The sequence below is a fragment of the Pseudomonas oplopanacis genome (assembly GCF_057128725.1).
Genome location: NZ_JBSKHV010000015.1, coordinates 123,634 through 148,554, shown reverse-complemented (window position 1 = coordinate 148,554; position 24,921 = coordinate 123,634). Strand labels below are relative to the sequence as shown.

The window sequence follows — 24,921 nt, the reverse complement described above, 5'->3', positions numbered from 1 at the left end:
ATCTGGAGGCGTTTTTCCATGTGATAACGGCGGTTTCGACGGGTGAAACCTTTCCGCTGTCCGTTTGTTGACAGAACCTAACGTCGAGAAGTGCCATCTATCGAGCAATATCAAAACTTTTTGATATTGCTCTTGCAGTGATTTCGACCCGTCACTAGACTGCTGGCCTTATGAATTTACGCGTGCCTTCCATTCAACATGACGATTGCGACGAGCTGGCGGCCCTCTGCAAGGCCGGCGGCGACCCTCTGCGTCTGAATGTATTGCGCGCACTGGCCAACGATTCGTTCGGTGTGCTGGAACTGGCGCAGATCTTTGGCATCGGCCAGTCCGGCATGAGTCACCACCTCAAGGTATTGGCCCAGGCCGACCTGGTGGCGACCCGCCGTGAAGGCAACGCAATTTTCTACCGTCGCGCCCTGCCCCACACCGACCTGCTGGGCGGCAAGCTGCACGCTGCGTTGCTGGAAGAAGTGGACAACCTGACCCTGCCTGCCGATGTGCAGTCGCGGATAGGTCAGGTGCACGGGCAACGAGCGGCGGCCAGCCAGGACTTTTTCTCACGGGTTGCGGAGAAATTTCGCGCCCAGCAAGACTTGATCGCCGGCCTGCCGCAGTACCGCGAAAGCGTGGTGGCCTTGCTCGACAAGCTGGGTTTCGGCAAAGGTGCCACGGCCATTGAAGTCGGGCCCGGTGACGGCGAGTTTCTGCCGGAACTGGCGCGCCGCTTTACTGAAGTCACCGCGCTGGACAACAGCCCGGCGATGCTCGAACTGGCACGCCAGGTCTGCGAACGTGAAAAGCTGGCTAACGTCAGCCTGCAATTGGCCGATGCATTGAACGGTGTCAGTCTTCAGGCCGACTGCGTTGTACTGAACATGGTATTGCACCATTTCGCCGCGCCGGCCGAAGCGCTCAAGCACATGGCCGACTTGCTGCAACCGGGCGGTAGCCTGCTCGTGACAGAGTTATGTAGCCACAACCAGAGTTGGGCCAGGGAGGCCTGCGGTGATCTCTGGTTGGGGTTTGAACAGGACGATTTGGCCCGTTGGGCCACCGCTGCGGGACTCGTTCCCGGGGAAAGCCTCTATGTAGGCTTACGTAATGGTTTCCAGATCCAGGTCCGCCATTTTCAGCGACCGGCTGGCGACACTCACCATCGGTAAATTCAGGAAAACATCGAGATGAGCGAATACTCCCTCTTCACCTCCGAGTCCGTGTCTGAAGGACATCCGGACAAAATCGCCGACCAGATTTCCGATGCGGTGCTGGACGCCATCATTGCTGAAGACAAGTTCGCCCGTGTGGCGTGCGAGACTCTGGTAAAGACCGGCGTTGCAATCATCGCCGGTGAAGTGACCACGTCGGCCTGGGTCGATCTGGAAGAAATCGTGCGTAACGTGATTCTGGACATCGGCTACAACAGCTCCGATGTCGGCTTCGACGGCGCCACTTGCGGTGTGATGAACATCATCGGCAAGCAGTCCCCAGACATCAACCAGGGTGTTGACCGTGCCAAGCCTGAAGATCAGGGTGCCGGCGACCAAGGCCTGATGTTCGGCTACGCGAGCAACGAAACCGACGTGCTGATGCCAGCACCGATCACCTTCTCGCACCAGCTGGTTCAGCGCCAAGCCGAAGCCCGTAAATCCGGCCTGCTGCCTTGGCTGCGCCCGGACGCCAAGTCGCAAGTGACTTGCCGTTACGAAGGCGGCAAGGTTGTTGGTATCGACGCCGTTGTTCTGTCGACCCAGCACAACCCTGAAGTGTCGTACAAAGACCTGCGCGAAGGCGTGATGGAGCTGATCGTCAAGCACGTACTGCCTGCCGAACTGCTGACCAAAGACACCCAGTTCCACATCAACCCGACTGGCCAGTTCATCATCGGTGGCCCGGTTGGCGACTGCGGCCTGACCGGTCGCAAGATCATCGTCGACAGCTACGGCGGCATGGCTCGCCATGGTGGCGGCGCGTTCTCCGGTAAAGATCCATCGAAGGTTGACCGTTCGGCTGCCTACGCCGGTCGTTACGTGGCCAAGAACATCGTGGCGGCCGGCCTGGCCGAGCGCTGCGAGATTCAGGTTTCCTACGCGATTGGTGTTGCCCAGCCTACGTCGATCTCGTTGAACACCTTCGGCACCGGCAAAATCAGCGACGACAAAATCGTCAAACTGGTTCGCGAAGTGTTCGACCTGCGTCCATACGCAATCACCACCATGCTCGACCTGCTGCACCCGATGTACCAGGAAACCGCAGCGTACGGCCACTTCGGTCGCACCCCGGCGACCAAGACCGTGGGCGAAGACACCTTCACCACGTTCACCTGGGAAAAAACCGACCGCGCCGACGACCTGCGTCTGGCTGCCGGTTTGTAAGACTTCCCCGGCGGTACCAAAAGCCCTGCACGGTTCGCCGTGCGGGGTTTTTTATTGGGTTTCACTTTGGACCGTGGCGCGCCCTTCGCGAGCAGGCTCGCTCCCACAGGGTTTTGTGCACGCCACAGATCTAATGTGGGAGCGAGCCTGCTCGCGAAGAGGCCCGTCCAGTCACACCTGAAACACCAGGCAAAACACCCACCCTTCCCGCCCGAAAATTTTGACTAGCCTTCAAGCACCCCACCTGAGCAAGGACGCTCACGATGCTTCTGCGCCTGTTTTCCGCTGTCTTCCTGACCTGGTTTTGCCTGAACTCAAAAGCAGCCGAGTGCCCCGACTGGTCACCCTCCCGCGCCCTCGACGAAATCACCGCCCTGCAACATCAAATCGACGTGTGGGACGACGACTACCACCGGGGTGGACGCTCATTGGTCGCCGACGAAATCTACGATCAGTCCCGCGCACAATTAATCGAATGGCGCGAATGCTTTGGCTTGGCTCTCACGCCCGAACCCTTGCGCACGGCCGCTGGCAAGATCACCCACCCCATTGCCCACACCGGCCTCGACAAACTCCCCGATGGCCAGGCGGTGGAAAGCTGGCTGAGTGATCGCAAGGACATCTGGATACAACCCAAGGTCGATGGGGTGGCCGTGACACTGGCCTATCGCAACGGCCTCCTGCATCAGGCAATCAGCCGTGGCGATGGCATTAATGGCCAGGACTGGACGGCCTCGGCGCGCCTGATTCCTGGCATCCCCCGACAACTCGCGCAACCTGTGGACATGCTGGTGCAAGGCGAACTCTATCGGCAGCTGATCGACCACGTACAAGCCATGGCCGGAAGCCAAAATGCCCGTTCCACCGTGGCCGGTCTGATGACGCGCAAGGTGCTCGCTCCTGAACAAGCCGCCGGTATCGGATTGTTTGTCTGGGACTGGCCCCAAGGCCCGACGAATTTGCCCGAGCGAATAGCGGCTCTGGATAAGTTGGGGTTCCCTAGCACTTTGCCCTACAGCCAACCGGTCAGGACAATGGCCGATGCGCAACGCTGGCGTGATCACTGGTATCGCTCGCCGCTCCCATTTGCCACTGACGGTGTTGTCCTGCGCCAAAGCCAGCGACCTTCGGCGCAACGTTGGCGAGCGAAATCACCCCACTGGGCCATCGCCTGGAAATACCCTTTCGCACAGGTACTGGCCGAGGTGCGAACAGTCGACTTCAAGGTCGGGCGCACCGGACGAATTACACCGGTACTGAACCTGAAACCGGTGACACTCGATGACCGGCAGATCAAACGCGTGAGCGTCAGCTCCCTGCAGCGCTGGGAGAAACTGGACATCCGCCCCGGCGATCAGGTGTCCATCAGCCTGGCCGGACTGACCATTCCCAGACTCGACAGCGTTGTGCATCGCAGCACCGAACGCCCCGAGCTGAAGATTCCGCTGACGGCCGATTACCATCATTTGAGTTGCTGGCAGCCGACGCCGGGATGTGAAAGCCAATTCCTCGCACGACTGGCGTGGCTCAGCGGCAAGCAGGGGCTGGCCTTGCCTCATGTTGGCCCCGGCACCTGGGAGAAACTTTTAGAAACAGGCCGTCTGAACAGCCTTCTGGATTGGTTGACCTTCGACGCTCAAGAGCTTGCTACCATTAACGGCTTCGGCGAACGCAGCAGTGCTCGTCTTTTAAACAGTTTCAACAGTGCTCGACAGCGCCCCTTCAGTCGTTGGCTGAAAGCCTTGGGTTTACCACCGACGGGGCAGGCGCAGCTTGCCGACTCATGGCAGGCACTGGCGAACCGAAACACCGAACAATGGCAGGCTGAAGCCGGTATCGGCCCGGGACGCGCGGCGCAATTGAGCGCGTTTTTTCGCGACCCGCAGGTCCTGGCCTTGAGTGAAACATTACGGGTTGCCGGGATTGACGGTTTCTAGAGACCGGCAATCCACTGCAGCCGGGAACCCCCAGAGGCAGATGCGCTCAAACGCCCATCGCCACACTGACCTGCTTGCCTTTGTACATGGAGCTTTTATGAAATTTCTTTCACCGCTCGCCCTGTTGACCCTTTGCAGCGTGCTGGCCGCTCCACTGATGGCGGCTGAAGAAGCCCCGGAACTGACCGGCTGCGCTGCCAAGAAGCAGGGCATCATCAACCAGATCGAACTGGCCAAGTCACACGGCAACGCCGATCAGCAAGCTGGCCTGGAAACCGCCTTGAGCGAAGTCACGGCGCATTGCACCGACGCCTCGCTGAAGAAAGAACGGGAAAACAAAGTCCTCGACGCCAAGCATGAAGTCAGCAAACGCCAGGCCGACCTCGACAGCGCCATGAAAAAAGGCGACCCCGACAAGATCAACAAACGCAAAGACAAACTCGCCGAGTCCCGCAAGGAATTGCAGGACGCGCTCGACGAGCTGGATAAGTAAAAGTCAGTTCAGGACTCAATGATCCCGAAACTGTTTATGGCAAGCACTGCAGGCATCTTCGACTTTCTGCACCGCCGGCCCCAGGTTGCTGGCCTTGTAAGGTTGAACCTGGCTGGCGATCACCAATTCACCGGTGGCGGCTTCAAGGTTGCGGGACAGTTCCTGAAAACGTGCCTGCTGTTGCCAGACAGTGTCCTTGGCGCTGGTGTGATCTTCTTCGCGCACCTGCGGAAAATGTTTCCACGGCTCATGGGACAGCGCATCGAGTTTTACGGCGCCGTCGGCGAATTTCTGACCATCGAACGGAATGCGGCCACGCAGCATGCCGCCCAGGTCTTCGCCGGTCTTGAGCATCTGTTTGAAGATCGCCTTGCGTTGACCCAGCGGCGAATTCGGGTCGACGCCGCCGCAAGCGGACAACGTCAGGCAGGCCAGCAATACAACAGAAAGTCTTTTAAGAGTCATGGTGGCTTCAGGTCACGGGAACGGCGGCCAGTATCCTCGCGTCATCGACAAAGACCAATAGCCCTATTATCAATACGGGTTGTTTGAGCGCATGGAGCACTCAGGCGACCGGCAAAGGAATTACTCCATGAACAGCCGTTTCAAGGCATGGCGTCACCACCTCGCGTGGACTCTTCCAATGGTGGCCGTTCTCGCCGGCTGCACCGGCGGCGATAACAACAAACCAAAAACCCACGCACTGGCCACCTATTCCAGCGCCACTTGGGAAGCACTGCCGGCGGTGTCCGACAGCGATCTGGTCGCCGGCTTCGGTTCGTGGCGCAGCGCGTGCAATCGACTCAAGGCCGACCCGGTCTGGGGCGCGACCTGCACCGCCTCCGCCAACGTGCCGCAAACCGCCACGGATATTCGCGCCTTCCTGAAACAGAACCTGGACGTCTACGGCCTCCGTGCCGCCAATGACAACCCCAACGGCTTGATCACCGGCTATTACGAACCGGTCTACCCCGGCAGCCTGACGCAAACCACAGCGGCGAACATCCCGGTGTACGGCGTGCCCGAAGACATGATCATCGTCTCGCTGGACAGCCTCTACCCGGAACTCAAGGGCAAACGCCTGCGCGGTCGACTGGAAGGGCGAGTGCTCAAGCCCTATGACGATGCGGCAACCATTGAGACCAAAGGGGTCAAGGCCCCGGTGGTGGCCTGGCTGACTGACCCGATGAACCTGCAATTCCTGCAAATCCAGGGCTCAGGGCGGATTCAGCTCGATAGCGGTCAGCAGCTGCGCATCGCTTACGCCGACCAGAACGGCCACCCGTACCGGCCTATCGGCCGCTGGCTGGTGGAGCAAGGCGAGCTGAAGAAAGAAGACGTGACCATGGGCGCGATCAGCAATTGGGCCAAGGCCAACCCGACGCGGATTCCCGAGCTGCTCGGCAGCAACCCCAGCTATGTGTTTTTCACCCGTAACCCGGATAGCAACGAAGGGCCGCGCGGCTCGTTGAACGTGCCGCTCACTGCCGGCTATAGCGCAGCGGTTGACCGCAAAGTGATTCCGCTCGGCAGTCTGTTGTGGTTATCGACCACCAAACCGGATGGCACTGCACTGGTTCGTCCAGTGGCCGCTCAAGATACCGGCGGCGCGATTGCTGGCGAAGTGCGTGCGGATCTGTTCTGGGGCACAGGCGAGGCGGCCGGGCAATTGGCCGGGGATATGAAGCAGCAGGGGCAGATCTGGATGTTGTGGCCTAAAGGTGCGGCGTTGCCGCAGGTGCCTCAGGTGGCTGATGCGGCGAACACTGCCCCCTGACTTCTACAGTGGCTAATAGATAGCTTTCGCGAGCAGGCTCGCTCCCACAGCGGATCTTCGGTGAATACAAAATGTGTGACCGAACACAGTCCAGTGTGGGAGCGAGCCTGCTCGCGAAGGGGTCGGCAAAACTACCAAAGCTCTATCAGACCGAAACCACAAAGAAACTCACAATCAACCCCATCCCCACAAACCACACCAACGACCGCAATACCGCCCAATCCGCCAGGTAGCAAATGATGTACAGCAACCGGCTGGTGATGAACAACACCGACAGCACATTGATCGTTACCAACTCGGCATTGCCGGCCAGGTGCGCCACGATCACCGCTGCCGCGAACGCCGGGGTCACTTCAAAACTGTTCAGTTGCGCAGCATGCGCGCGTCGACCCAAACCATTAAGTGACTCGAGAAAATCCCGGGGATCATGGTTGTCCTTCAGCCCATACCCGCCACTGGCCTTGGCAATCGCCGTGCAGACATAGGGCAGGAAAATCGCGATCAAAATGCACCACAGCGCAACTGTCATAAAGCAGTCCTTTCTTCAGTTTGGAAATTCGGGTTTCGGTTAAAACTTCATCACCAGGATGCCGATCAGCACCAGCCCACAGGCTAAGAGCCGTGGCCGCCCGAAAGGTTCTTTCAGGTAGCGCATGCCGAACAACACCACCAAGATCACGCTGATCTCACGCAACGCCGCCGCTTCGGCGATCGAGCCCAGCTGCATGGCCCACAGCACCAAAGCGTAGCTGAACAACACGCAAAACCCGACCGCCAACCCCAGCCGCCATTGCTCCCGCCAAAACAGCTTGAATGCCGGCCGCTTGCGCACCAGCGCCAGCAACGGAAATGGCCAGGCACTGAGCAACGTGACCCAGACCAGATAATCGAGCGGGTGTGACCAGCGCCGCAACGCCTGGCCGTCGATGAAGGTGTAGCAGCCAATGCACAGACCGATCAGCGCCACCACCGGCAGCATCGACCACGGCAAACGTGCGCCGCCACCGCCCTGCCACAGCAGGCACAGCATGCCGAACGGGATCAGCAGGATTCCGAAGATCTGCTGATTCGTCAGCACTTCCCCGGCAAAGATCAGGGTCAGGGCCAGCACCACCAACGGCGACAACCCGCGCATCAACGGATAGACCAGCCCCAGGTCACCGACCCGATAGGCCTGAATCAGCAGATAGCGATACAGCAATTCGAACACCGCCGAGGCCAGGATCCACGGCCAGATTTCAATGGGCGGCACGTTCACAAACGGCAACATCACGGCGACAAACAACATCGCCACGCTGTCCATGCAGGCCACCACCAACAAGCGCTCCGCACTGAATTTGATCAGGGTATTCCACGCCGCATGCAACAGCGCCGCGACTAACACCAGTGCTGTTGCAAGCACGGCACACTCCTTTATTTTTTTGTTCCCGGCGCAAAAAGCGCCCAGATATTTGATTCGTGATATGTCGGCAGCTGTTTATACTGCAAGCGACCACGCCGCACTCAGTTGCGCACAGACTAATTCCAATAATTTCTGTCCATGCCCGCTCTCCCCGAGAACGGTCGTCGGCATGCGTATGCCTGATCACAGCGTCAAGACTACCGACAGAGACCTTGCGCATGCCACTCGCCTTGCTTGCCCTCGCTGTTGCCGCGTTCGGCATCGGCACCACTGAATTCGTCATCATGGGCCTGCTGCCCGACGTCGCTCGCGACCTCGCCGTCAGCATTCCACACGCTGGCCTGCTGATCACCGGCTACGCCCTGGGCGTGGTGTTCGGCGCGCCGATTCTTGCGATTGGCACCGCCAACATGCCGCGCAAGGCGACGTTACTGGGGATGACGCTGATGTTCATCCTCGGCAATGTCCTGTGTGCCTTGGCGCCGAACTACGCCACCCTGATGGCGGCTCGCGTGGTCACTGCGTTGTGCCACGGTGCGTTTTTCGGCATCGGTTCGGTGGTCGCGGCCGGGCTGGTCGCGCCGAACAAACGGGCGCAAGCCATTGCGATGATGTTCACCGGCCTGACGCTGGCCAATGTGCTGGGCGTGCCATTGGGCACCGCGCTCGGACAGTACGCCGGCTGGCGCTCGACCTTCTGGGCGGTCTCGGTGATTGGCGTGATTGCCGCCATCGCGCAATGGCTCTGGCTGCCGAACCACATCGCCATGGACAAGGCCAATCTGGCCAGCGAGTTCAAGGTGCTGGGCAAGGTCAATGTGTTGCTGGCGCTGGGCATGAGCGTGCTGGCGTCGACCAGTCTGTTCAGCGTGTTCACTTACATTGCGCCAATCCTGCAGGACATCACCGGCGTCAGTCCGCATGGCGTGACGATTATGCTGTTGTTGTTTGGCGTGGGTTTGACTGCAGGAAGCATGCTCGGCGGTCGACTGGCAGACAGTCGTTTACTGCCTTCGCTGGTGGGCATGGCGCTGGCTGTAGTGGTGGTGCTGGCGGCGTTCTCGCAGACCAGCCATTCGGTGATTCCGGCGGCGATCACGCTGGTGCTGTGGGGGATCTTCGCGTTCGCCCTGTGCCCGATCCTGCAACTGCTGATCATCGATCAGGCACACGAAGCGCCCAACCTCGGCTCGACGCTGAATCAGAGCGCGTTCAACCTGGGCAACGCCGCGGGCGCGTGGATTGGTGGGCTGGTGGTTGCCAGTGGCGCCGACCTGGCGGACTTGCCGTGGACGGGTGCGCTGGTCAGTGGTTTGACGGTGCTGACGGCGTTGTTCTTTATTTATCTGCAGCGTCGTGGTGCGGCTGCGGTGAATGTGTCCGGCTGATTGAGTGCTTTGCTGCTGAAATAGCTTTCGCGAGCAGGCTCACTCCCACATGAACCGAGTCCTTCCCTGTGGGAGCGAGCCTGCTCGCGAAGAAGCTGACGCGGTGTACCTGCCGTTACTTCTCTTCGCGCTCGCGTGAATCCGCTACCTGATCCGCACTCTTCTTCGGCGGCCCGCTCTCGCTGCGAATCTGCGCATGACTGATCAAGGCAAAGATGCAGCTGCCGCCGATGATATTCCCCGCCAACGTCGGGCCGGCGAACACCAGCCAGAAATCCTTCCACGGCAACTCGCCGGCAAACACCAGGTACGACACTTCGGCCGAGCCGACCACGATGTGGGTGAAATCACCCAGCGCCATGAGGTAGGTGATGAGGATGATGATCCACATCTTCGCGCTCTCCATGGACGGAATCATCCAGACCATGGTGGCAATCATCCAGCCCGAGACGATGCCCTTGGCGAACATCTGGCTGGCGTGGTTTTCCATGACTTTGCGGCCGATTTCGAGGAAGGCCACGTCGGTCTTCGTATCGAAAATCGGCAGGTTCAGCATCACGTAGGCCACGAGCAACGTGCCGCACAGGTTGCCCCCCAGCACCACGGTCCACAGCCGCAGTAATCGACCGAAGTTGTTCAGTGTGGGTTTGGTCATGACCGGCAACACGGCGGTCAGGGTGTTTTCGGTGAACAACTGCTGGCGGGCGAGGATCACTGCAAGAAAACCGGCGCAGTAGCCAAAACTGGCGATCACCTTGAAGTGCTCACCGTCCGGCAGCCGTGAGTTGAGCAACCCCATGGCCATCAGCGACAAGCCCATGGTCAGGCCTGCGGCCAGAGCCGACCACCACAACGCAGCGATGCTGCGCTCGAGCTCCTGGTCGCCCTGGGTGCGGATGATTTCGTGCAGTACCGCCGCACGAGGCGGCTGGTTTTTGTCGACGTCGTGCTGTTCTTCAGCCGAGAGGTTCGGGGTCTTGCCGTCTTTTGGGGTGTCCATAGCGTTCCTGAACCGGTGGTGTGTCATGTAGGTACGACACGCGTGGTTCGGCGCTGTTCAGTAGTCAGTCAAATCATCATTGACGGCGGTGCCGCCTTCGCGAGCAGGCTCGCTCCCACACTGGATCCCTGTCGATCACAAATGCTGTGTTCACTGAATATCTATGTGGGAGCGAGCCTGCTCGCGAAGGCCGCACCACCGATGTCACTCGCTGGCGACATCATCCTGAAACTGGTCTTTGACGTACTTGATCTCGGTACGCCCGTGCGGCGCCGGCAAGCCGTCTTCGCCCAGGTTGACGAACACCATTTTCTCGACCGTCAGGATGCTTTTGCGGGTGATCTTGTTGCGCACTTCGCAGGTCAGGCTGATTGACGTGCGACCAAACTCGGTGGCGGTAATGCCCAGCTCGATGATGTCGCCCTGGCGCGAGGCGCTGACGAAGTTGATTTCGGAAATGTACTTGGTGACAACGCGCTGGTTGCCCAGCTGAACGATGGCATAGATTGCCGCTTCTTCGTCGATCCAGCGCAACAGGCTGCCGCCGAACAGCGTGCCGTTGGGGTTGAGGTCTTCAGGTTTTACCCATTTGCGGGTGTGGAAATTCATATTCACTCCTGAGCGTCTTGCGAAATGATGGGGGGCATCATGGCAGAGCCCGGCCGAGAGCTCTATTACGCATAGACTATGGTCTCGATTACCGTTCAGACATTGCCCCACATAAACGCTTTGGAAGTATCGCTCACACGGCTATAATCGCCACCGTTTCAAAACGGTAACGTTCCATTGATACCGTTTTCCCGCCACCTGTCCGAGGGGCGCTGCAGCAGGTTCGACCTGTCAGGCTCGGATGGGGCGTTGCTTGGTCGTTATCGACCAGACACTAAACGCACAACGGCGCCCATTCGCATACATTACGAATGGAGGCTCATCATGAGCGCTGTTATCACGCCTGCAGATTTTAACGATTACAAAGTGGCCGACATGTCCCTGGCTGCCTGGGGCCGTCGCGAAACCATCATCGCCGAATCCGAAATGCCTGCCCTGATGGGTCTGCGCCGTAAATACGTTGGTGAGCAGCCGCTCAAAGGCGCGAAAATCCTCGGCTGCATCCACATGACCATTCAGACTGCCGTGCTGATCGAAACCCTGGTTGCCCTGGGTGCCGAAGTACGTTGGTCGTCCTGCAACATTTTCTCGACTCAAGACCAGGCCGCTGCCGCTATCGCTGCTGCCGGCATCCCGGTTTTCGCCTGGAAAGGCGAGACTGAAGAAGAGTACGAGTGGTGCCTGGAGCAAACCATCCTCAAAGATGGCGCGCCTTGGGATGCCAACATGATCCTCGACGACGGCGGCGACCTGACTCAGCTGCTGCACGACAAGTACCCACAGGTTCTGGACCGCGTCCACGGCGTGACCGAAGAAACCACCACCGGCGTTCACCGCCTGCTGGACATGCTGGCCAAGGGCGAGCTGAAAATCCCGGCCATCAACGTCAACGACTCGGTAACCAAGTCCAAGAACGACAACAAGTACGGCTGCCGTCACAGCCTGAACGACGCGATCAAGCGCGGTACCGACCACCTGCTGTCCGGCAAGCAAGCGCTGGTCATCGGTTACGGTGACGTGGGCAAGGGCTCCGCTCAGTCCCTGCGTCAGGAAGGCATGATCGTTAAAGTCTCCGAAGTTGACCCGATCTGCGCCATGCAAGCCTGCATGGACGGCTACGAGCTGGTTTCGCCGTTCATCGACGGCATCAACGACGGCACCGAAGCAAGCATCGACAAAGCGCTGCTGGGCAAGATCGACCTGATCGTGACCACCACCGGTAACGTCAATGTTTGCGACTCGAACATGCTCAAAGCCCTGAAGAAGCGCGCTGTTGTCTGCAACATCGGTCACTTCGACAACGAAATCGACACCGCTTTCATGCGCAAAAACTGGGCGTGGGAAGAAGTGAAGCCACAGGTTCACAAAATCCACCGCACCGGCCCGGGCGCTTTCGACGCTCAGAACGATGACTACCTGATCCTGCTGGCCGAAGGCCGTCTGGTTAACCTGGGTAACGCTACCGGTCACCCAAGCCGCATCATGGACGGTTCGTTCGCCAACCAGGTTCTGGCGCAGATCTTCCTGTTCGGCCAGAAGTACGCCGACCTGTCGCCAGCCCAGAAAGCCGAGCGCCTGACGGTTGAAGTACTGCCGAAGAAACTCGACGAAGAAGTGGCCCTGGAAATGGTCCGCGGTTTCGGCGGCGTTGTGACTCAACTGACCAAGACCCAGGCCGACTACATCGGCGTGACCGTTGAAGGTCCGTTCAAGCCGCACGCTTACCGCTACTGATTCGCTGACGGCAATAGCGGTGTTCTGATACACCGCGTTGCCTGCATCGCCAGCAAGCCGGCTCCTACAGGGGAGCGGTCGTACGCGGGTAACGTGTACGAAACAAACCCTGTAGGAGCCGGCTTGCTGGCGATTGCGGACAAACCAGCCCCACAGGCTTACGCGTTTTAAAGGATATGACCATGTCCCAAGACCGTCGCTACAGCTTCGAGTTCTTCCCTACGAAGACCGACGCTGGGCATGAAAAGCTGCTCGCCACTGCCCGTCAGCTGGCCACGTATAACCCCGATTTCTTCTCCTGCACCTATGGCGCTGGCGGTTCGACCCGTGATCGCACCCTCAACACCGTGTTGCAGCTCGAAAGCGAAGTCAAAGTCCCTGCCGCCCCGCACTTGTCTTGCGTAGGCGACAGCAAGGACGACTTGCGCGGCCTGTTGGCCCAGTACAAGGCTGCCGGCATCAAGCGTATCGTTGCCTTGCGCGGTGACCTGCCTTCGGGCATGGGCATGGCCAGCGGCGAAATGCGCCACGCCAATGACCTGGTCGAATTCATTCGTGAAGAGACCGGCGATCATTTCCACATCGAAGTCGCCGCTTACCCGGAAATGCACCCGCAAGCTCGCAACTTCGAAGACGATATCGCCAACTTTGTGCGCAAGGCCAACGCTGGCGCCGACAGCGCGATCACCCAGTACTTCTTCAACGCCGACAGCTACTTCTACTTCGTCGAGCGTGTACGGGCCGCGGGTGTGAACATCCCGATCGTGCCGGGGATCATGCCGATCACCAACTACAGCAAACTGGCGCGTTTCTCTGACGCCTGCGGCGCAGAAATCCCGCGCTGGATCCGTAAACAGCTGGAAGCCTACGGCGACGACACCCAAAGCATTCAAGGCTTTGGTGAGCAAGTCATCACCGAAATGTGCGAACGCCTGCTGCAAGGTGGCGCACCCGGCCTGCACTTCTACACACTGAATCAGGCTGAAGCGAGCCTGGCGGTGTGGAACAACCTGAAGTTGCCGCGCTGAAACAGTGCAAAACCCTGAAAAGGCTCTGGCGAAATCCAGGGCCTTTTTTATGGAATATGCCTTGTGCCAGAGCTTCTGGATCCAGTTTCTGGCTCTTTATGATTTCTCGTCGTAATCTCAAGCCATGACCCTGATTTCGCAATGTCTGACCGTGCTGCTTTTTACTTGCCTGAGCTTCGCCGCCCGGGGCGAGAAGCTACGCATTGTCACCGAACCGTGGGCGCCTTACGTCTATGAGGAAAACGGTAAGGCCTTGGGACTGGATTACGAAACCACGGCCATTGTCTTCAAACGCCTGGGGATCGAAGTGGACTGGCAGTTCCTGCCGTGGAAACGCTGTCTGTCGATGCTCGAAACCGGGCAGGCGGACGGCGCGCTGGACATTTTCCACAGCGATGAGCGTGACGCGACCCTGCTCTACCCCGTGGAGCCGCTCTCGGAAGTCGAATTCGTGATGTTCTACGCCAATGACAAACCTCATCCGTTTCGCACCCTCGACGACCTGAAAGGCCTGACCATCGGCACCTCGCCGGGCTACCTCTACAGCAAGGATTTCAGCGACTCCACCCTGTTCACCCGTGAACCGGCGCCGACCCATGAAGCCAACTTCGGCAAGCTGGTACGCGGACGGATCGACCTGCTGATCACGGATCGCCGGGTCGGCCAGCACTTGCTCGATGAATTGGGTATCCGCGGCAGCATCACTGAAAACCCGACCGTTATCAGCCACCAGAGCCAGTTTCTGGCGGTACGCAAAAATGCCGGCATGGACCTGCTGGTGCAGCGTTTCGGTGCCGAACTCAAGCGTTTCAAGCGCGAGCCCGCCTACGCGGAGTTGAGCGCCCGTTACGGCGCCGATCCGGGCGCCGATGTGAAAGCCGCTACCGCTACCTCGGCCACCGTAAAAACCGTTGAGCAGCAGGAAAGCGGCGCGCAGTGATTGCTCTGTTATACTCCGGCCTTCCCGCCAGGCTCACGCCCGGACGCTCGGACTTGTTCAAGGCATCTCGACCCCGCTACAGCGCAGCTCTTCAGCCCGCGCGAGCGCTCCAGACGAGCTTTCAAGGCCCAGCAGGACCGGACGGGATTGCGTTCCTCATAAACGCCATTCGCGCCAGGCAAGACTCCCATTGGGCCAAGCCCTAACTAAAACAGGATTACTCATGTCCTTTGCTTCCCTCGGTCTCTCCGAGGCTTTAGTCCGCGCCATCGAGGCAGCGGGCTATACCGAGCCTACTCCGGTGCAACAGCGGGCCATTCCCGCCGTGTTGCAAGGTCGCGACCTGATGGTCGCGGCTCAGACAGGTACTGGTAAAACCGGTGGCTTCGCCCTTCCGATCCTGGAGCGGTTGTTCCCTAACGGTCACCCGGACAAATCCCAGCGTCACGGCCCGCGCCAACCGCGCGTCCTGGTCCTGACCCCTACTCGCGAACTCGCAGCCCAGGTCCACGAGAGCTTCAAGGTCTATGCCCGTGACCTGAAGTTCGTCAGCGCCTGCATCTTCGGCGGCGTCGGCATGAACCCGCAGGTTCAGGCCATGTCCCGCGGTGTTGACGTGCTGGTGGCCTGCCCTGGCCGCCTGCTCGACCTCGCCGGCCAAGGCAGCGTCGATTTGTCCCACGTGGAAATCCTCGTGCTGGACGAAGCCGACCGCATGCTCGACATGGGGTTCGTCCATGACGTGAAGAAGGTCCTGGCCCGCCTGCCGGCCAAACGGCAGAACCTGCTGTTCTCGGCGACGTTCTCCAAGGACATCACCGACCTCGCCGGCAAGTTGCTGCACAACCCGGAACGCATCGAAGTCACGCCGCCGAACACCACGGTCGAGCGTATCGAACAGCGCGTATTCCGCCTGCCAGCCAACCACAAGCGTTCGCTGCTGGCGCACTTGATCACCGCAGGCGCCTGGGAACAGGTGCTGGTGTTCACCCGCACCAAGCACGGCGCCAACCGCCTGGCCGAGTACCTGGACAAACACGGCCTCAGCGCCGTCGCGATCCACGGCAACAAGAGCCAGAACGCCCGCACCAAAGCCCTAGCCGACTTCAAGGCCGGTGAAGTGCGCATTCTGGTTGCTACCGACATCGCCGCTCGCGGCCTGGACATCGACCAGTTGCCACACGTGGTCAACTTCGAACTGCCAAACGTCGACGAAGACTATGTGCACCGTATCGGCCGTACTGGCCGTGCCGGTCGTTCGGGCGAGGCGATCTCGCTGGTCGCGCCGGACGAAGAGAAGCTGCTGAAAAGCATTGAGCGCATGACCAAGCAGAAGATTGCCGACGGCAACCTGATGGGCTTCGACTCCAGCGCTGTAGAAGCCGAGAAGCCTGAAGTTCGCGAGCGTCCGGATGTGCGTAACCCGCGCAACCCACGTGGCCCACGCGGCGACGGTCCGAACGGCACCGGTGGTGGCGGCGGTCGCAAGGACAAAGGCAAAGACAAGGGCGGCAAAGAAAAACCTGCTGCTACTGGTCGTGGCGATCGTCCGGCCCGTGAACACAAGCCACGCGAAGGCACCCCGGCGCGCGAGCAACCGCGTCCGGCGCCACGCGCTGCCGCGGCTGACCGTGCTCCAGACGAGTTCCTGGACGACGATATCGATAACTTCGGTAACCGCGTTGATTACGTCCCTCAAGCCAAACCGGCTCAGGGCCGTGGTCGCCGTCCGGGTGCTCCGGCACAAGGCACGACGGCTGGCGCAGGAGCTCCGCGCACCGGCGGCAAGCCTCAGGGTCGCCAAAGCGGTCCACGCAGCAGCGACGGCGCCACCACCGGCACCCCGCCGGCCAAGCGCAGCGGTCCACGCAGCGGTGCGCCACGTGACGGTCAGGCCCGTCGCGAAGAAGGCCGCAACCGTCGTCCGGCCCGTGACGATCAGCCACGTTCGGAACCAGCCGTGCAGAACCCGCGCGGTCCAGCGCCGAAGATCATTCACAAGGAGTCGAAAACCGATCGTTTCCCGACTCCCGAGCAACTTGATCAACTGCCAGGCCGTCCACGCGGCGAAAAACCAGCGTTGCTGACCCGCAATCGCTAAGTTTTTCCCACCATGAAAAATGCCCCTGATCTCACGATCCGGGGCATTTTTTTGGCCTGACAAAAAACGCCCCCGACCGCAAGGTCGGGGGCGTTCTTGTGTCTGCGGCGAAAATTACTTCGCTTTTACACCTTCAAAGGTGACGTACAGATCAACTGCATCGGACTGTGGACCCAGGTCCATCATCTTGCCGAAATCAGAACGCTTGATGCTGAAATTGCCTTCAAAGCCGGCACGGTAGCCGCCCCATGGATCCTTGCCTTCACCCAGGAAAGTGGCCTTGACCACGATTGGCTTGGTGACACCCGCAATGGTCAGGTCGCCAGTCACGTCGGCAGTGACTTTACCGTCGGCGTTTTTGCCGGTGGTTTTAACGCTGGTGGACTTGAACGTGGCCTTAGGGAAATCAGCCACTTTCAGGAAGTCTTTGCTGGAGATGTGCTTGTCACGCTCAGCGTTGTTGGTGAAAACGCTCGCCGTGTTCACGTTGAACTCGATCTTGCTGTCTTCTGGCTTGGCAGCATCAAAGCTGAACGTGCCGTCGATGTCCTTGAAAGTACCGGTGATGTAGCTGTAACCCAGGTGGCTGATCTTGAAGTCGACGAAGGCGTGTTGGCCAGTTTTGTCGACGGTGTAGTCAGCAGCCATTACGTTGGCGGACAACAGGGCGGAGCCGATTGCCAGAGCGGCGAGAGTCTTTTTCAACATGTCTTGTATTCCTTGAGGGGCTAAGTTGAACGTCAGGCTTTGCGACCCAGCATTCGTTTCAGGGTCACATCACGGTCGATAAAGTGGTGTTTCAATGCTGCCAACGCATGGAGACCGGAAAAAATTACCAATGCCCATGCCAGGTAGAGATGAATCGCACCTGCGTTATCTGCCTGGTCCGGTAGCCCGGAAACCAGTGCAGGCACTTCAAACCAGTCAAACACCGGAATCCCGACACCCTCTGCGGTGGAAATCAGGTAACCGGCAATCATCACAGCGAACAAACAGAGATACAAAAACGCATGCCCGAACTTGGCGCCAAGGCGCGTCATCCGGCTGTAGCTGGTCAGCGTTGGCGGCGGTGGGCTGATAAAGCGCCACAACACGCGCAACACCATGACAGCCAGCAGGATCAGACCGATGCTCTTGTGCAGGTCAGGTCCTGCCTTGCGCCAAGGGTCGTAGTAGCCGAGACCGACCATCCACAGACCCAGACCGAACAAACCGAACACTGCCAGCGCTACGCCCCAGTGCATGAAGATGCTGACCCAGCCGTAGCGAGAGGTAGAGTTTCGTAGTTGCATTGCCGAGTCCCTGTAAGTGCTGGCCCAAGACTATCGAGTTATCTATCGAATTAAAGCGGAAAATTTCGCTTTGAAATATCGAGAAATACGATCAAGAGCTTGAAATAGGCGTGTTAAGGAAAGATTAAAGACCACTGTATGAAAAAAGATGAAGCCCAACTAAAGAACACCTGCGCCCCAGGGTTTATTCAATGCTTAGAACCGGATTTTCTTCAGGCATAAAAAAACGCGGCATCTCTGCCGCGTTTTTTTAGTCCAGAAGCTTACTGCGCCTTGGTTTCCGTTGCCGGGGTTGCAGCCGGTTTAGCGGCTGGTTTTTTTGCCGGTTCGGTTTTCTTCACCGGGGCCTTTTTGGCTGCCGGTTTTTTCGCCGGGGTTTTGGCCGGTGCCTTTTTCGCAGGCTCGGCTTTCACTGGCGTTGCAGGCTTCGGTGCTTCCACCGGTGCCACTACCGGAGCAGGTGCTGGGTCCGGCGCAGGTGGTGTGTAAGGCGCAGGTGCCTTGACCGGCTCTGCCTTCTTGTCGTCATCCGAACCACCGAACAGGTTGCTGAAGAAGTTACCTTTCTTCGCCGCCACTGCGCCGGCCGCTGCTGCCGGCACCACTTTCGCCGGTTCAAACGATTTGCCCGCCGCCAGGTCTTCTACCTGACTGGCCGCACGCTGGCCGGTGCGCAATGCGCCTTCCAGGGTGCCAGGGTACAAGGTGTCAGTGTGTTCGCCGGCAAAGGCTACACGCTGGATCGGACGCTCCCACAGGCGCCAGTACTTGCTGATCTGGCCCGGGCCGAAGGCCAGGTAAGCGCCGCCCATCGACGGGTCGGTGCTGTAGCGGCGGATTTCATAACCGGTGAACGAACCGCGCGCTTGTGGATAAAAGGCGTGCAGGCGAATCAGCACCTGATCGACCATCTGCTTGTCGCCGAACGCCTGCATCACCCGAGCGTTGTCGCCGGACAGGTTGATCACCACGTTGGCGCCACCCTTCAACGCCGGCTCGACCCACAACATGCCGAGGCCGGTGTTGCTGAAAATCTCGCCGGACATGCGCGCCTTCGGTTCCCATACCGGCGTCTTGAACTTCAGCATGATCTGGTCGCGCCAACCGTAGTTGGTACCTTTGATGGCGCCCATGTGCTGGGCATCCAGCGACGGAGTCATCTGGATCTTGTTCAGTGCTCGCAACGGCACTGCCAACACTACGTAGTCAGCCTGATAACCGACCGAACCGACTTTGACGGTCACGCCGTCCTTGTCCTGGGTAATCGAGGAGACCGGGGAGCTGGTCTTGATGGTTTTCAGCTGTTTGACGAACGCCTGGGCCAGCACCGTGCTGCCGCCCACCAGTCGCGAAGCACGCAGGTCACGATCGGACGTGCCACGGTAAACACGGCTTTGCTGCGCGTAGTACAGCAGCGACAGGCGCGAAGGCTCGTCGTAGCGGGAACGAATCTGCTGATTGATCAGCTGACGCGCAGTGGCTGGCAGGTTCTGCTTGTCGAGCCAGTTGGAGACGTTGATCTGATCCAGCGTTTGCAAGGTGCTGGTGGCGAGCGGGTTCTGCGGATCGTCAATCGAGCGCGCCAGATCATCCAGGGTTTTTTCGTAGCGCTTGAGCGCGTCGGCGGTGGCCGGTTGCTTGGTCGCCAGATCAGCCGCGGAGAAATATTCGCCGTCGATCAGATAACTTGGGGTACGCACGAATTCCGGGGCTGGCGTGGTGCTCAGCTTGAAGGTCGACACGTATTTGTTCAGCACCGGTTGAGTCTTGTCGTTGCCGATCCACTCGCTGGTGGCCATGCCGGAGCGACCGCCCAGGCTCGGTTTGGCTTCCAGCAGGGTGACCTGCCAGCCTTTGTTCTGCAGCTCGTAAGCCGCGGTCAGGCCAGACAGCCCGCCGCCGATCACGATCGCGGTTTTATCCTTGGCCAGCGCAGACACGCTGAACAGCCCCAACATCACCAGCGCACAGGCGCGCAGCCAACCGACAGACATTCAGCGAACTCCGGAAATACATGAGGAAATAGCAGTTTTATGAGTCAGGCGACTCCAGGAACCGCGAAGGATACGTCAGGCTTCAGACGCCCGCCAGCAACGTCTATCGCCCCATACAAAGTAGCTCAATCGTCACAATGGGTTGTCCCGGCGCGACGCATTGCATAGGCTTGCGCGATTGTTTACCCGCCTACGTCACGGGTAGCCTCGAGGAGACAGAAAATGGGCCTGAATAAACAGTGGATGGAACGCGATCTCAAGGTGTTGTGGCATCCCTGCACCCAGATGAAAGATCACGAACAACTGCCGCTGATCCCGATCAAGCGCGGTGAAGGCGTTTGGCTGGAAGACTTCGAAGGCAAGCGCTACCTCGACGCTGTCAGCTCCTGGTGGGTCAACGTGTTTGGCCACGCCAACCCGCGCATCAACCAGCGCATCAAGGATCAGGTCGATCAGCTGGAGCACGTGATCCTCGCCGGTTTCAGCCACCAGCCGGTGATCGAGTTGTCCGAGCGCCTGGTGAAGATGACCCCGGAAGGCCTGACCCGGTGCTTCTACGCCGATAACGGTTCGTCCTGCATCGAAGTCGCGTTGAAAATGAGCTTTCACTACTGGCTCAACCGCGGCCAGCCGAACAAGAAGCGCTTTGTCACCCTGACCAACAGCTACCACGGCGAAACCATGGCGGCGATGTCGGTCGGCGACGTGCCGCTGTTCACCGAAACCTACAAGGCCCTGCTACTGGACACCATCAAGGTGCCGAGCCCGGATTGCTACCTGCGCCCGGATGGCATGAGCTGGGAAGAACATTCGCGCAACATGTTTGCAGCCATGGAACAGACCCTGGCGGAAAATCATGACACTGTCGCGGCGGTGATCGTCGAGCCGCTGATCCAGGGCGCTGGCGGCATGCGCATGTACCACCCGGTGTACCTCAAACTGCTGCGCGAAGCCTGCGACCGCTATGGCGTGCACCTGATCCACGACGAAATCGCCGTCGGTTTCGGCCGCACCGGCACGATGTTCGCCTGTGAACAGGCCGGCATCCGCCCGGACTTCCTCTGCCTGTCCAAGGCCCTGACCGGCGGTTACCTGCCGCTGGCGGCCTGCGTGACGACCGAAGACGTCTACAGCGCCTTCTACGACGATTACCCGACCCTGCGCGCCTTCCTGCATTCGCACAGCTACACCGGCAATCCGCTGGCCTGCGCGGCGGCACTGGCGACGCTGGATATCTTCGAAGAAGACAACGTCATCGAGAACAACAAGGCCCTGGCCCAGCGCATGGCTTCCTCTACTGCGCACCTGGCTGATCATCCGAACGTTTCGGAAGTGCGCCAGACCGGCATGGTGCTGGCCATCGAGATGGTCAAGGACAAGGCTACAAAAGAAGCCTATCCGTGGCAGGAACGTCGCGGCTTGAAGGTGTTCCAGCACGCACTGGAACGCGGTGCTTTACTTCGTCCGTTGGGCAGCGTGGTGTATTTCCTGCCGCCGTACGTGATCACGCCGGAGCAGATCGACTTTCTGGCCGAAGTGGCCAGCGAAGGGATCGACATCGCGACGCGCAACAGCGTCAGCGTGGCGGTGCCGAAGGACTTCCACCCCGGCTTCCGCGATCCGGGCTGATTTATTTTTTTGAGCTTTTGTGGTGTCAGGGCCGACGCCTTCGCGAGCAGGCTCGCTCCCACAGTTAACCGAGTTCCCTGTGGGAGCGAGCCTGCTCGCGAAGGCGTCGCCATGAACTACACCTGAATTACAGAGACCCCAAGATGAGACTGTCCCGCTTCTTTATCGACGCCCCCCTGAGCACCGGCGAGCACGAGTTGCCCGAGGCCCAGGCCCATTACATCAGCCGCGTGCTGCGCATGGCCGAGGGCGATGCGTTGCAGCTGTTCGACGGTTCGGGCCACGAGTTTCGCGCCACGCTGGTGGAGGTCGGCAAGAAGCGCGTTGTGGTGCAGATCGATGAGTCCTTCGCCGGGCAAGTCGAGTCGCCGTTGGCAATCCATCTCGGCCAGGGCCTGTCCCGTGGCGAGCGCATGGACTGGGCGATTCAGAAAGCCACCGAACTGGGCGTTACCGAAATCACCCCGATCTTCAGCGACCGCTGCGAAGTCCGCCTCAAGGACGAACGCGCCGACAAACGCCTGATGCACTGGCGCCAGGTGGCGATCAGCGCCTGCGAGCAGTGCGGGCGTTCACGGGTGCCGGTGATTCATCCGCCGCTGCTGCTGGCGGATTGGTTGAAGCAGACTGAAGCCGAGTTGAAGCTGGTGCTGCACCCGGTGGCTGAGCCGTTGGTCAGTCACGCCAAACCTGCGACGCTGGCGTTTCTGATTGGCCCGGAAGGCGGGTTGTCCGATGCTGAAGTCGAGCAGGCCAAAGCCAGCGGCTTCCACGCCGCCCGCCTTGGGCCTCGGGTGTTGCGCACAGAAACTGCGCCGGTGGTGGCTTTGGCGGTTGCCCAGCAATTATGGGGTGACTTCTAGGGCCCTTTCGCGAGCAGGCTCGCTCCCACAGGGGAATGCATTTCAATGTGGGAGCGAGCCTGCTCGCGAATGGCCGCGACCCAATCTAGCGGCCGATCCGGCTGCTACTGAACCGGATCGCTCACCGGGTGGGCGATGATTGCCTTGAGTTCGCTGGTCATCGGGAACTCAAGGTTCAACCCCTTCGGCGGGATCGGCTGTTCAAACCAGCGCTGGTAGATGCCGTTGATCTCGCCCGAGCTGTACAAATCAGCCAACGCACCATTCACCAGGGCAAGGAATTGCGGATCATCCTTGCGCACCATGCAGCTGTAGATTTCCCGCGATTGCTCCTCCCCGACCACCACCCATTTATGCGGATCATGCGCCTTCGCGCGTTCGCCGTAGAGCAGTGCGTCGTCCATGTAGAACGCCGCCGCCCGACCGGACTGCAGCATCTGGAACGCTTCGCCGTGGTCCTTGGCGCTGATCACGAACATATCGATCTTGTTGTCGACGTTGTAGCTCTTCAGAAAGCGTTCGTTGGTGGTGCCGGCGGTGGTCACCACATTCTTGCCGCGCAGGTCGGCGAAACTCTTGATCCCGCTGTCCCTGGCCGTCAGCAACTGACCTTTGACGTAGATGAAGCCGTAGGAAAACGCTACTTGCTTCTGTCGTTCGGCGGTCACGCCCGTGGAGCCGCATTCGAGGTCGACGGTGCCGTTCTGCACCAGTGGAATCCGCGTCTGCGAGGTCACCAGGGTGTATTTCACTTTCAGCTCAGGCAGCTTCAATTGCTGGCGGATACGCTCGACAATCTTGCTCGCCAGATCCACTGAATAACCCATCGGCTGACCCGTGTGATCGCCCACATAGGAGAACGGCACCGACGCATCGCGGTAACCCAGCGTGATGCTCTTGGCAGTGGCAACCTTGTCCAGCGTGCCGGTCAGCGGCGCTTCATTGGCTTGAACCTGACTGCCCAGTAACAGCCCGAGGGTGCAGCCGAGCAACGTGATTTTTTGCATTGTTATTCTCCGTTGTGGGTGTTGGGTGCTGATGGATTCAGATGCGGGCGGCCGGGTGGCTGAAACCCAGCAGGTCGATGGACGTCTGGCGCTGACTGATCAGCTCGCTGAGCAACTGGCCGCTGCCACAGGCCAGGGTAAATCCCAGCGCGCCATGACCGAGGTTCAGCCACAGATTGCGGTAAGCCGTGGCGCCCAAAAGTGGCACGCCGCTGGGGGTCGCCGGGCGCATGCCGGCCCACTCCACCGCGGCATCGTAATCGCCGGCATTCGGCAACGTGTCGCGGGCCTGGCGCTTGATCAGGCTCAAGCGTTCAGGATCGACAGCCGAGTCGAAGCCGACAATGTCGACCATCGCTGCCACGCGCAATTGGTCACCGATGCGCGCATACACGATCTTGCGGTCGTAGTCGGTGATGCTCAGGTCGGGCGCCCGGTGTTCGGCACCAATCGGCAGCGTCAGGCTGTAGCCCTTCAGGGGATAGAGCGGCAGTCGCAGGCCGGGCAGTGCCAGCAACGGACTGCGATGGCCGGCGGCGATCACCAGTTGCTCGACCGGCAACACCTTGGCGCCCAACTCAATGGCGCTGACCGCACCATTGCTGTGTTGAATCCCGGTCACCGCGTGCCCGAGGTGAAATTCGCAACGGCCGGACGCCTTCAGTCGCGCCACCAGTTGCTGGCAAAAGCCATGGCAATCGCCGACCTCTTCGTCCGGCGTATAGATCGCGCCGACAAAAGGTGCATCGGCCAGCGCCGGCTCCAGCTGCGCGCACTCGGCGGCAGATAACACCTGCTGTTGCTGCGGATCGGCCAGGCCTTGGCGCGCTTTGCCGAAGCTGACGGGGTTGCGGAAGGTCACCAGTTTGCCGTTGCGCCGCCATTGGAAATCGCTCAGCCCATCGTCTTCGCGCCAGGTTTTCAGCGTGCCCTGGCTGAACAGCGCCAGGCGCAGCAAATGCGCGGCGTTCTCACGGTTGACCGAGCGGCGGCACGCGGCGAGGAACGATGCCATCCAGCGCCATTGCACCGGATCGAACCGTGGGCGCAGTTTCAACGGCGAGTCGCCGCGCAACATCCAGCCAATCGCCTGCAACGGCACGCCGGCGTCCGCCAGTGGCGCCACGTAGCGATAGGACAACTGGCCGCCGTTGGCGAAGCTGGTTTCGCTGCCCAGCGAATCCCGGGCCTCGACCACCGTCACCTCGAAGCCGTCGCGCACCAGCGCATACGCCGTTGCCAGGCCAATCACGCCACCGCCGATGATGCACACACGCTGAACCATGTCCGTCCCTAAAACCGTTGTGAAGGCGAGGCCGAGGTTAGAGCCAGGTGACAGGCGGCGAACAATG

At 60.0% G+C, this 24,921-nt stretch carries 22 protein-coding genes and 1 riboswitch; of the genes, 12 read left to right on the top strand and 10 right to left on the bottom strand.

The window, feature by feature from the left end; translation table 11 throughout:
• Nucleotides 1–170 precede the first annotated feature (170 nt).
• The 4 genes from ACWKV5_RS24965 (at nucleotide 171) to ACWKV5_RS24950 (ending at nucleotide 4,805) form a co-directional block, all read left to right on the top strand.
• Complete coding sequence (locus tag ACWKV5_RS24965) at nucleotides 171–1,166, top strand: ArsR/SmtB family transcription factor (protein ID WP_483843420.1); 996 nt, start codon at nucleotides 171–173, stop codon at nucleotides 1,164–1,166.
• 18 nt (nucleotides 1,167–1,184) lie between these two features.
• A complete protein-coding gene (gene metK, locus ACWKV5_RS24960; RefSeq protein ID WP_123434685.1) occupies nucleotides 1,185–2,375 on the top strand; it encodes a methionine adenosyltransferase in 1,191 nt (396 codons plus the stop codon).
• A 263-nt stretch (nucleotides 2,376–2,638) separates the two neighbouring features.
• On the top strand, nucleotides 2,639–4,312 hold the full coding sequence (ligB, locus tag ACWKV5_RS24955; protein ID WP_483843419.1) for an NAD-dependent DNA ligase LigB: 1,674 nt from the start codon (nucleotides 2,639–2,641) through the stop codon (nucleotides 4,310–4,312).
• 97 nt (nucleotides 4,313–4,409) lie between these two features.
• Nucleotides 4,410–4,805, top strand: a complete 396-nt coding sequence (locus ACWKV5_RS24950) for a DUF1090 domain-containing protein (RefSeq protein ID WP_027926610.1) — start codon at nucleotides 4,410–4,412, stop codon at nucleotides 4,803–4,805.
• Between the two features lie 15 nt (nucleotides 4,806–4,820).
• Here the strand turns inward: ACWKV5_RS24950 and ACWKV5_RS24945 are convergent, their stop codons facing one another.
• Nucleotides 4,821–5,270: a c-type cytochrome gene (locus ACWKV5_RS24945; RefSeq protein ID WP_483843418.1), complete on the bottom strand. Its 450-nt coding sequence runs from the start codon at nucleotides 5,268–5,270 to the stop codon at nucleotides 4,821–4,823.
• A gap of 127 nt (nucleotides 5,271–5,397) precedes the next feature.
• Here ACWKV5_RS24945 and mltA point away from each other — a divergent pair, with 127 nt between their 5' ends.
• A complete protein-coding gene (gene mltA / locus ACWKV5_RS24940) occupies nucleotides 5,398–6,582 on the top strand; it encodes a murein transglycosylase A (protein ID WP_483843417.1) in 1,185 nt (394 codons plus the stop codon).
• A gap of 145 nt (nucleotides 6,583–6,727) precedes the next feature.
• Here mltA and ACWKV5_RS24935 read toward each other — a convergent pair whose 3' ends face one another.
• Nucleotides 6,728–7,111: an MAPEG family protein gene (locus ACWKV5_RS24935; RefSeq protein WP_483843416.1), complete on the bottom strand. Its 384-nt coding sequence runs from the start codon at nucleotides 7,109–7,111 to the stop codon at nucleotides 6,728–6,730.
• 39 nt (nucleotides 7,112–7,150) lie between these two features.
• Nucleotides 7,151–7,984, bottom strand: a complete 834-nt coding sequence (locus tag ACWKV5_RS24930) for an EamA family transporter (RefSeq protein ID WP_483843415.1) — start codon at nucleotides 7,982–7,984, stop codon at nucleotides 7,151–7,153.
• Between the two features lie 218 nt (nucleotides 7,985–8,202).
• On the opposite strand from ACWKV5_RS24930, the gene ACWKV5_RS24925 reads away from it, so the two are divergent.
• A complete protein-coding gene (locus ACWKV5_RS24925) occupies nucleotides 8,203–9,372 on the top strand; it encodes an MFS transporter (RefSeq protein WP_483843414.1) in 1,170 nt (389 codons plus the stop codon).
• 115 nt (nucleotides 9,373–9,487) lie between these two features.
• Here ACWKV5_RS24925 and ACWKV5_RS24920 read toward each other — a convergent pair whose 3' ends face one another.
• Complete coding sequence (locus tag ACWKV5_RS24920) at nucleotides 9,488–10,372, bottom strand: formate/nitrite transporter family protein (protein ID WP_483843413.1); 885 nt, start codon at nucleotides 10,370–10,372, stop codon at nucleotides 9,488–9,490.
• Nucleotides 10,373–10,576: 204 nt separating this feature from the next.
• On the bottom strand, nucleotides 10,577–10,981 hold the full coding sequence (locus ACWKV5_RS24915; protein ID WP_123434694.1) for an acyl-CoA thioesterase: 405 nt from the start codon (nucleotides 10,979–10,981) through the stop codon (nucleotides 10,577–10,579).
• 198 nt (nucleotides 10,982–11,179) lie between these two features.
• Nucleotides 11,180–11,282, top strand: a riboswitch (S-adenosyl-L-homocysteine riboswitch).
• Nucleotides 11,283–11,305: 23 nt separating this feature from the next.
• On the opposite strand from ACWKV5_RS24915, the gene ahcY reads away from it, so the two are divergent.
• The 4 genes from ahcY to rhlE2 all read left to right on the top strand — a co-directional run bounded on the left by ahcY (nucleotide 11,306) and on the right by rhlE2 (nucleotide 16,784).
• On the top strand, nucleotides 11,306–12,715 hold the full coding sequence (ahcY, locus tag ACWKV5_RS24910) for an adenosylhomocysteinase (protein WP_027926602.1): 1,410 nt from the start codon (nucleotides 11,306–11,308) through the stop codon (nucleotides 12,713–12,715).
• A 182-nt stretch (nucleotides 12,716–12,897) separates the two neighbouring features.
• Nucleotides 12,898–13,743 carry a methylenetetrahydrofolate reductase [NAD(P)H] gene (gene metF, locus ACWKV5_RS24905; RefSeq protein ID WP_483843412.1) on the top strand — a complete coding sequence of 282 codons (846 nt, stop codon included), beginning with the start codon at nucleotides 12,898–12,900 and terminating at the stop codon, nucleotides 13,741–13,743.
• A 124-nt stretch (nucleotides 13,744–13,867) separates the two neighbouring features.
• A complete protein-coding gene (locus ACWKV5_RS24900; protein WP_483843411.1) occupies nucleotides 13,868–14,683 on the top strand; it encodes a substrate-binding periplasmic protein in 816 nt (271 codons plus the stop codon).
• 223 nt (nucleotides 14,684–14,906) lie between these two features.
• On the top strand, nucleotides 14,907–16,784 hold the full coding sequence (gene rhlE2, locus ACWKV5_RS24895) for an RNA helicase RhlE2 (protein WP_483843410.1): 1,878 nt from the start codon (nucleotides 14,907–14,909) through the stop codon (nucleotides 16,782–16,784).
• Between the two features lie 114 nt (nucleotides 16,785–16,898).
• Here rhlE2 and ACWKV5_RS24890 read toward each other — a convergent pair whose 3' ends face one another.
• The 3 genes from ACWKV5_RS24890 to ACWKV5_RS24880 form a co-directional block, all read right to left on the bottom strand.
• Nucleotides 16,899–17,492 (bottom strand): YceI family protein, encoded by a 594-nt coding sequence (locus ACWKV5_RS24890; protein WP_483843409.1) that lies wholly within the window; start codon nucleotides 17,490–17,492, stop codon nucleotides 16,899–16,901.
• Between the two features lie 32 nt (nucleotides 17,493–17,524).
• Nucleotides 17,525–18,076, bottom strand: a complete 552-nt coding sequence (locus ACWKV5_RS24885) for a cytochrome b (protein ID WP_123434698.1) — start codon at nucleotides 18,074–18,076, stop codon at nucleotides 17,525–17,527.
• Between the two features lie 263 nt (nucleotides 18,077–18,339).
• The gene (locus ACWKV5_RS24880; protein WP_483843408.1) at nucleotides 18,340–20,070 is read right to left on the bottom strand and encodes a flavin monoamine oxidase family protein; all 1,731 of its coding nucleotides are present in this window, start codon (nucleotides 20,068–20,070) and stop codon (nucleotides 18,340–18,342) included.
• A 222-nt stretch (nucleotides 20,071–20,292) separates the two neighbouring features.
• Between ACWKV5_RS24880 and ACWKV5_RS24875 the strand changes: the two genes are divergently transcribed.
• Together ACWKV5_RS24875 and ACWKV5_RS24870 are read left to right on the top strand one after the other, a co-directional pair.
• Entirely contained in the window at nucleotides 20,293–21,699 is a 1,407-nt protein-coding gene (locus ACWKV5_RS24875) for an adenosylmethionine--8-amino-7-oxononanoate transaminase (RefSeq protein ID WP_123434700.1), read from the top strand.
• A 143-nt stretch (nucleotides 21,700–21,842) separates the two neighbouring features.
• The gene (locus ACWKV5_RS24870) at nucleotides 21,843–22,562 is read left to right on the top strand and encodes a 16S rRNA (uracil(1498)-N(3))-methyltransferase (protein ID WP_483843407.1); all 720 of its coding nucleotides are present in this window, start codon (nucleotides 21,843–21,845) and stop codon (nucleotides 22,560–22,562) included.
• 104 nt (nucleotides 22,563–22,666) lie between these two features.
• Here ACWKV5_RS24870 and ACWKV5_RS24865 read toward each other — a convergent pair whose 3' ends face one another.
• On the bottom strand, nucleotides 22,667–23,569 hold the full coding sequence (locus ACWKV5_RS24865) for a transporter substrate-binding domain-containing protein (RefSeq protein ID WP_483843406.1): 903 nt from the start codon (nucleotides 23,567–23,569) through the stop codon (nucleotides 22,667–22,669).
• Nucleotides 23,570–23,606: 37 nt separating this feature from the next.
• The gene (locus ACWKV5_RS24860; protein WP_483843405.1) at nucleotides 23,607–24,854 is read right to left on the bottom strand and encodes a D-amino acid dehydrogenase; all 1,248 of its coding nucleotides are present in this window, start codon (nucleotides 24,852–24,854) and stop codon (nucleotides 23,607–23,609) included.
• Nucleotides 24,855–24,921 lie beyond the last annotated feature (67 nt).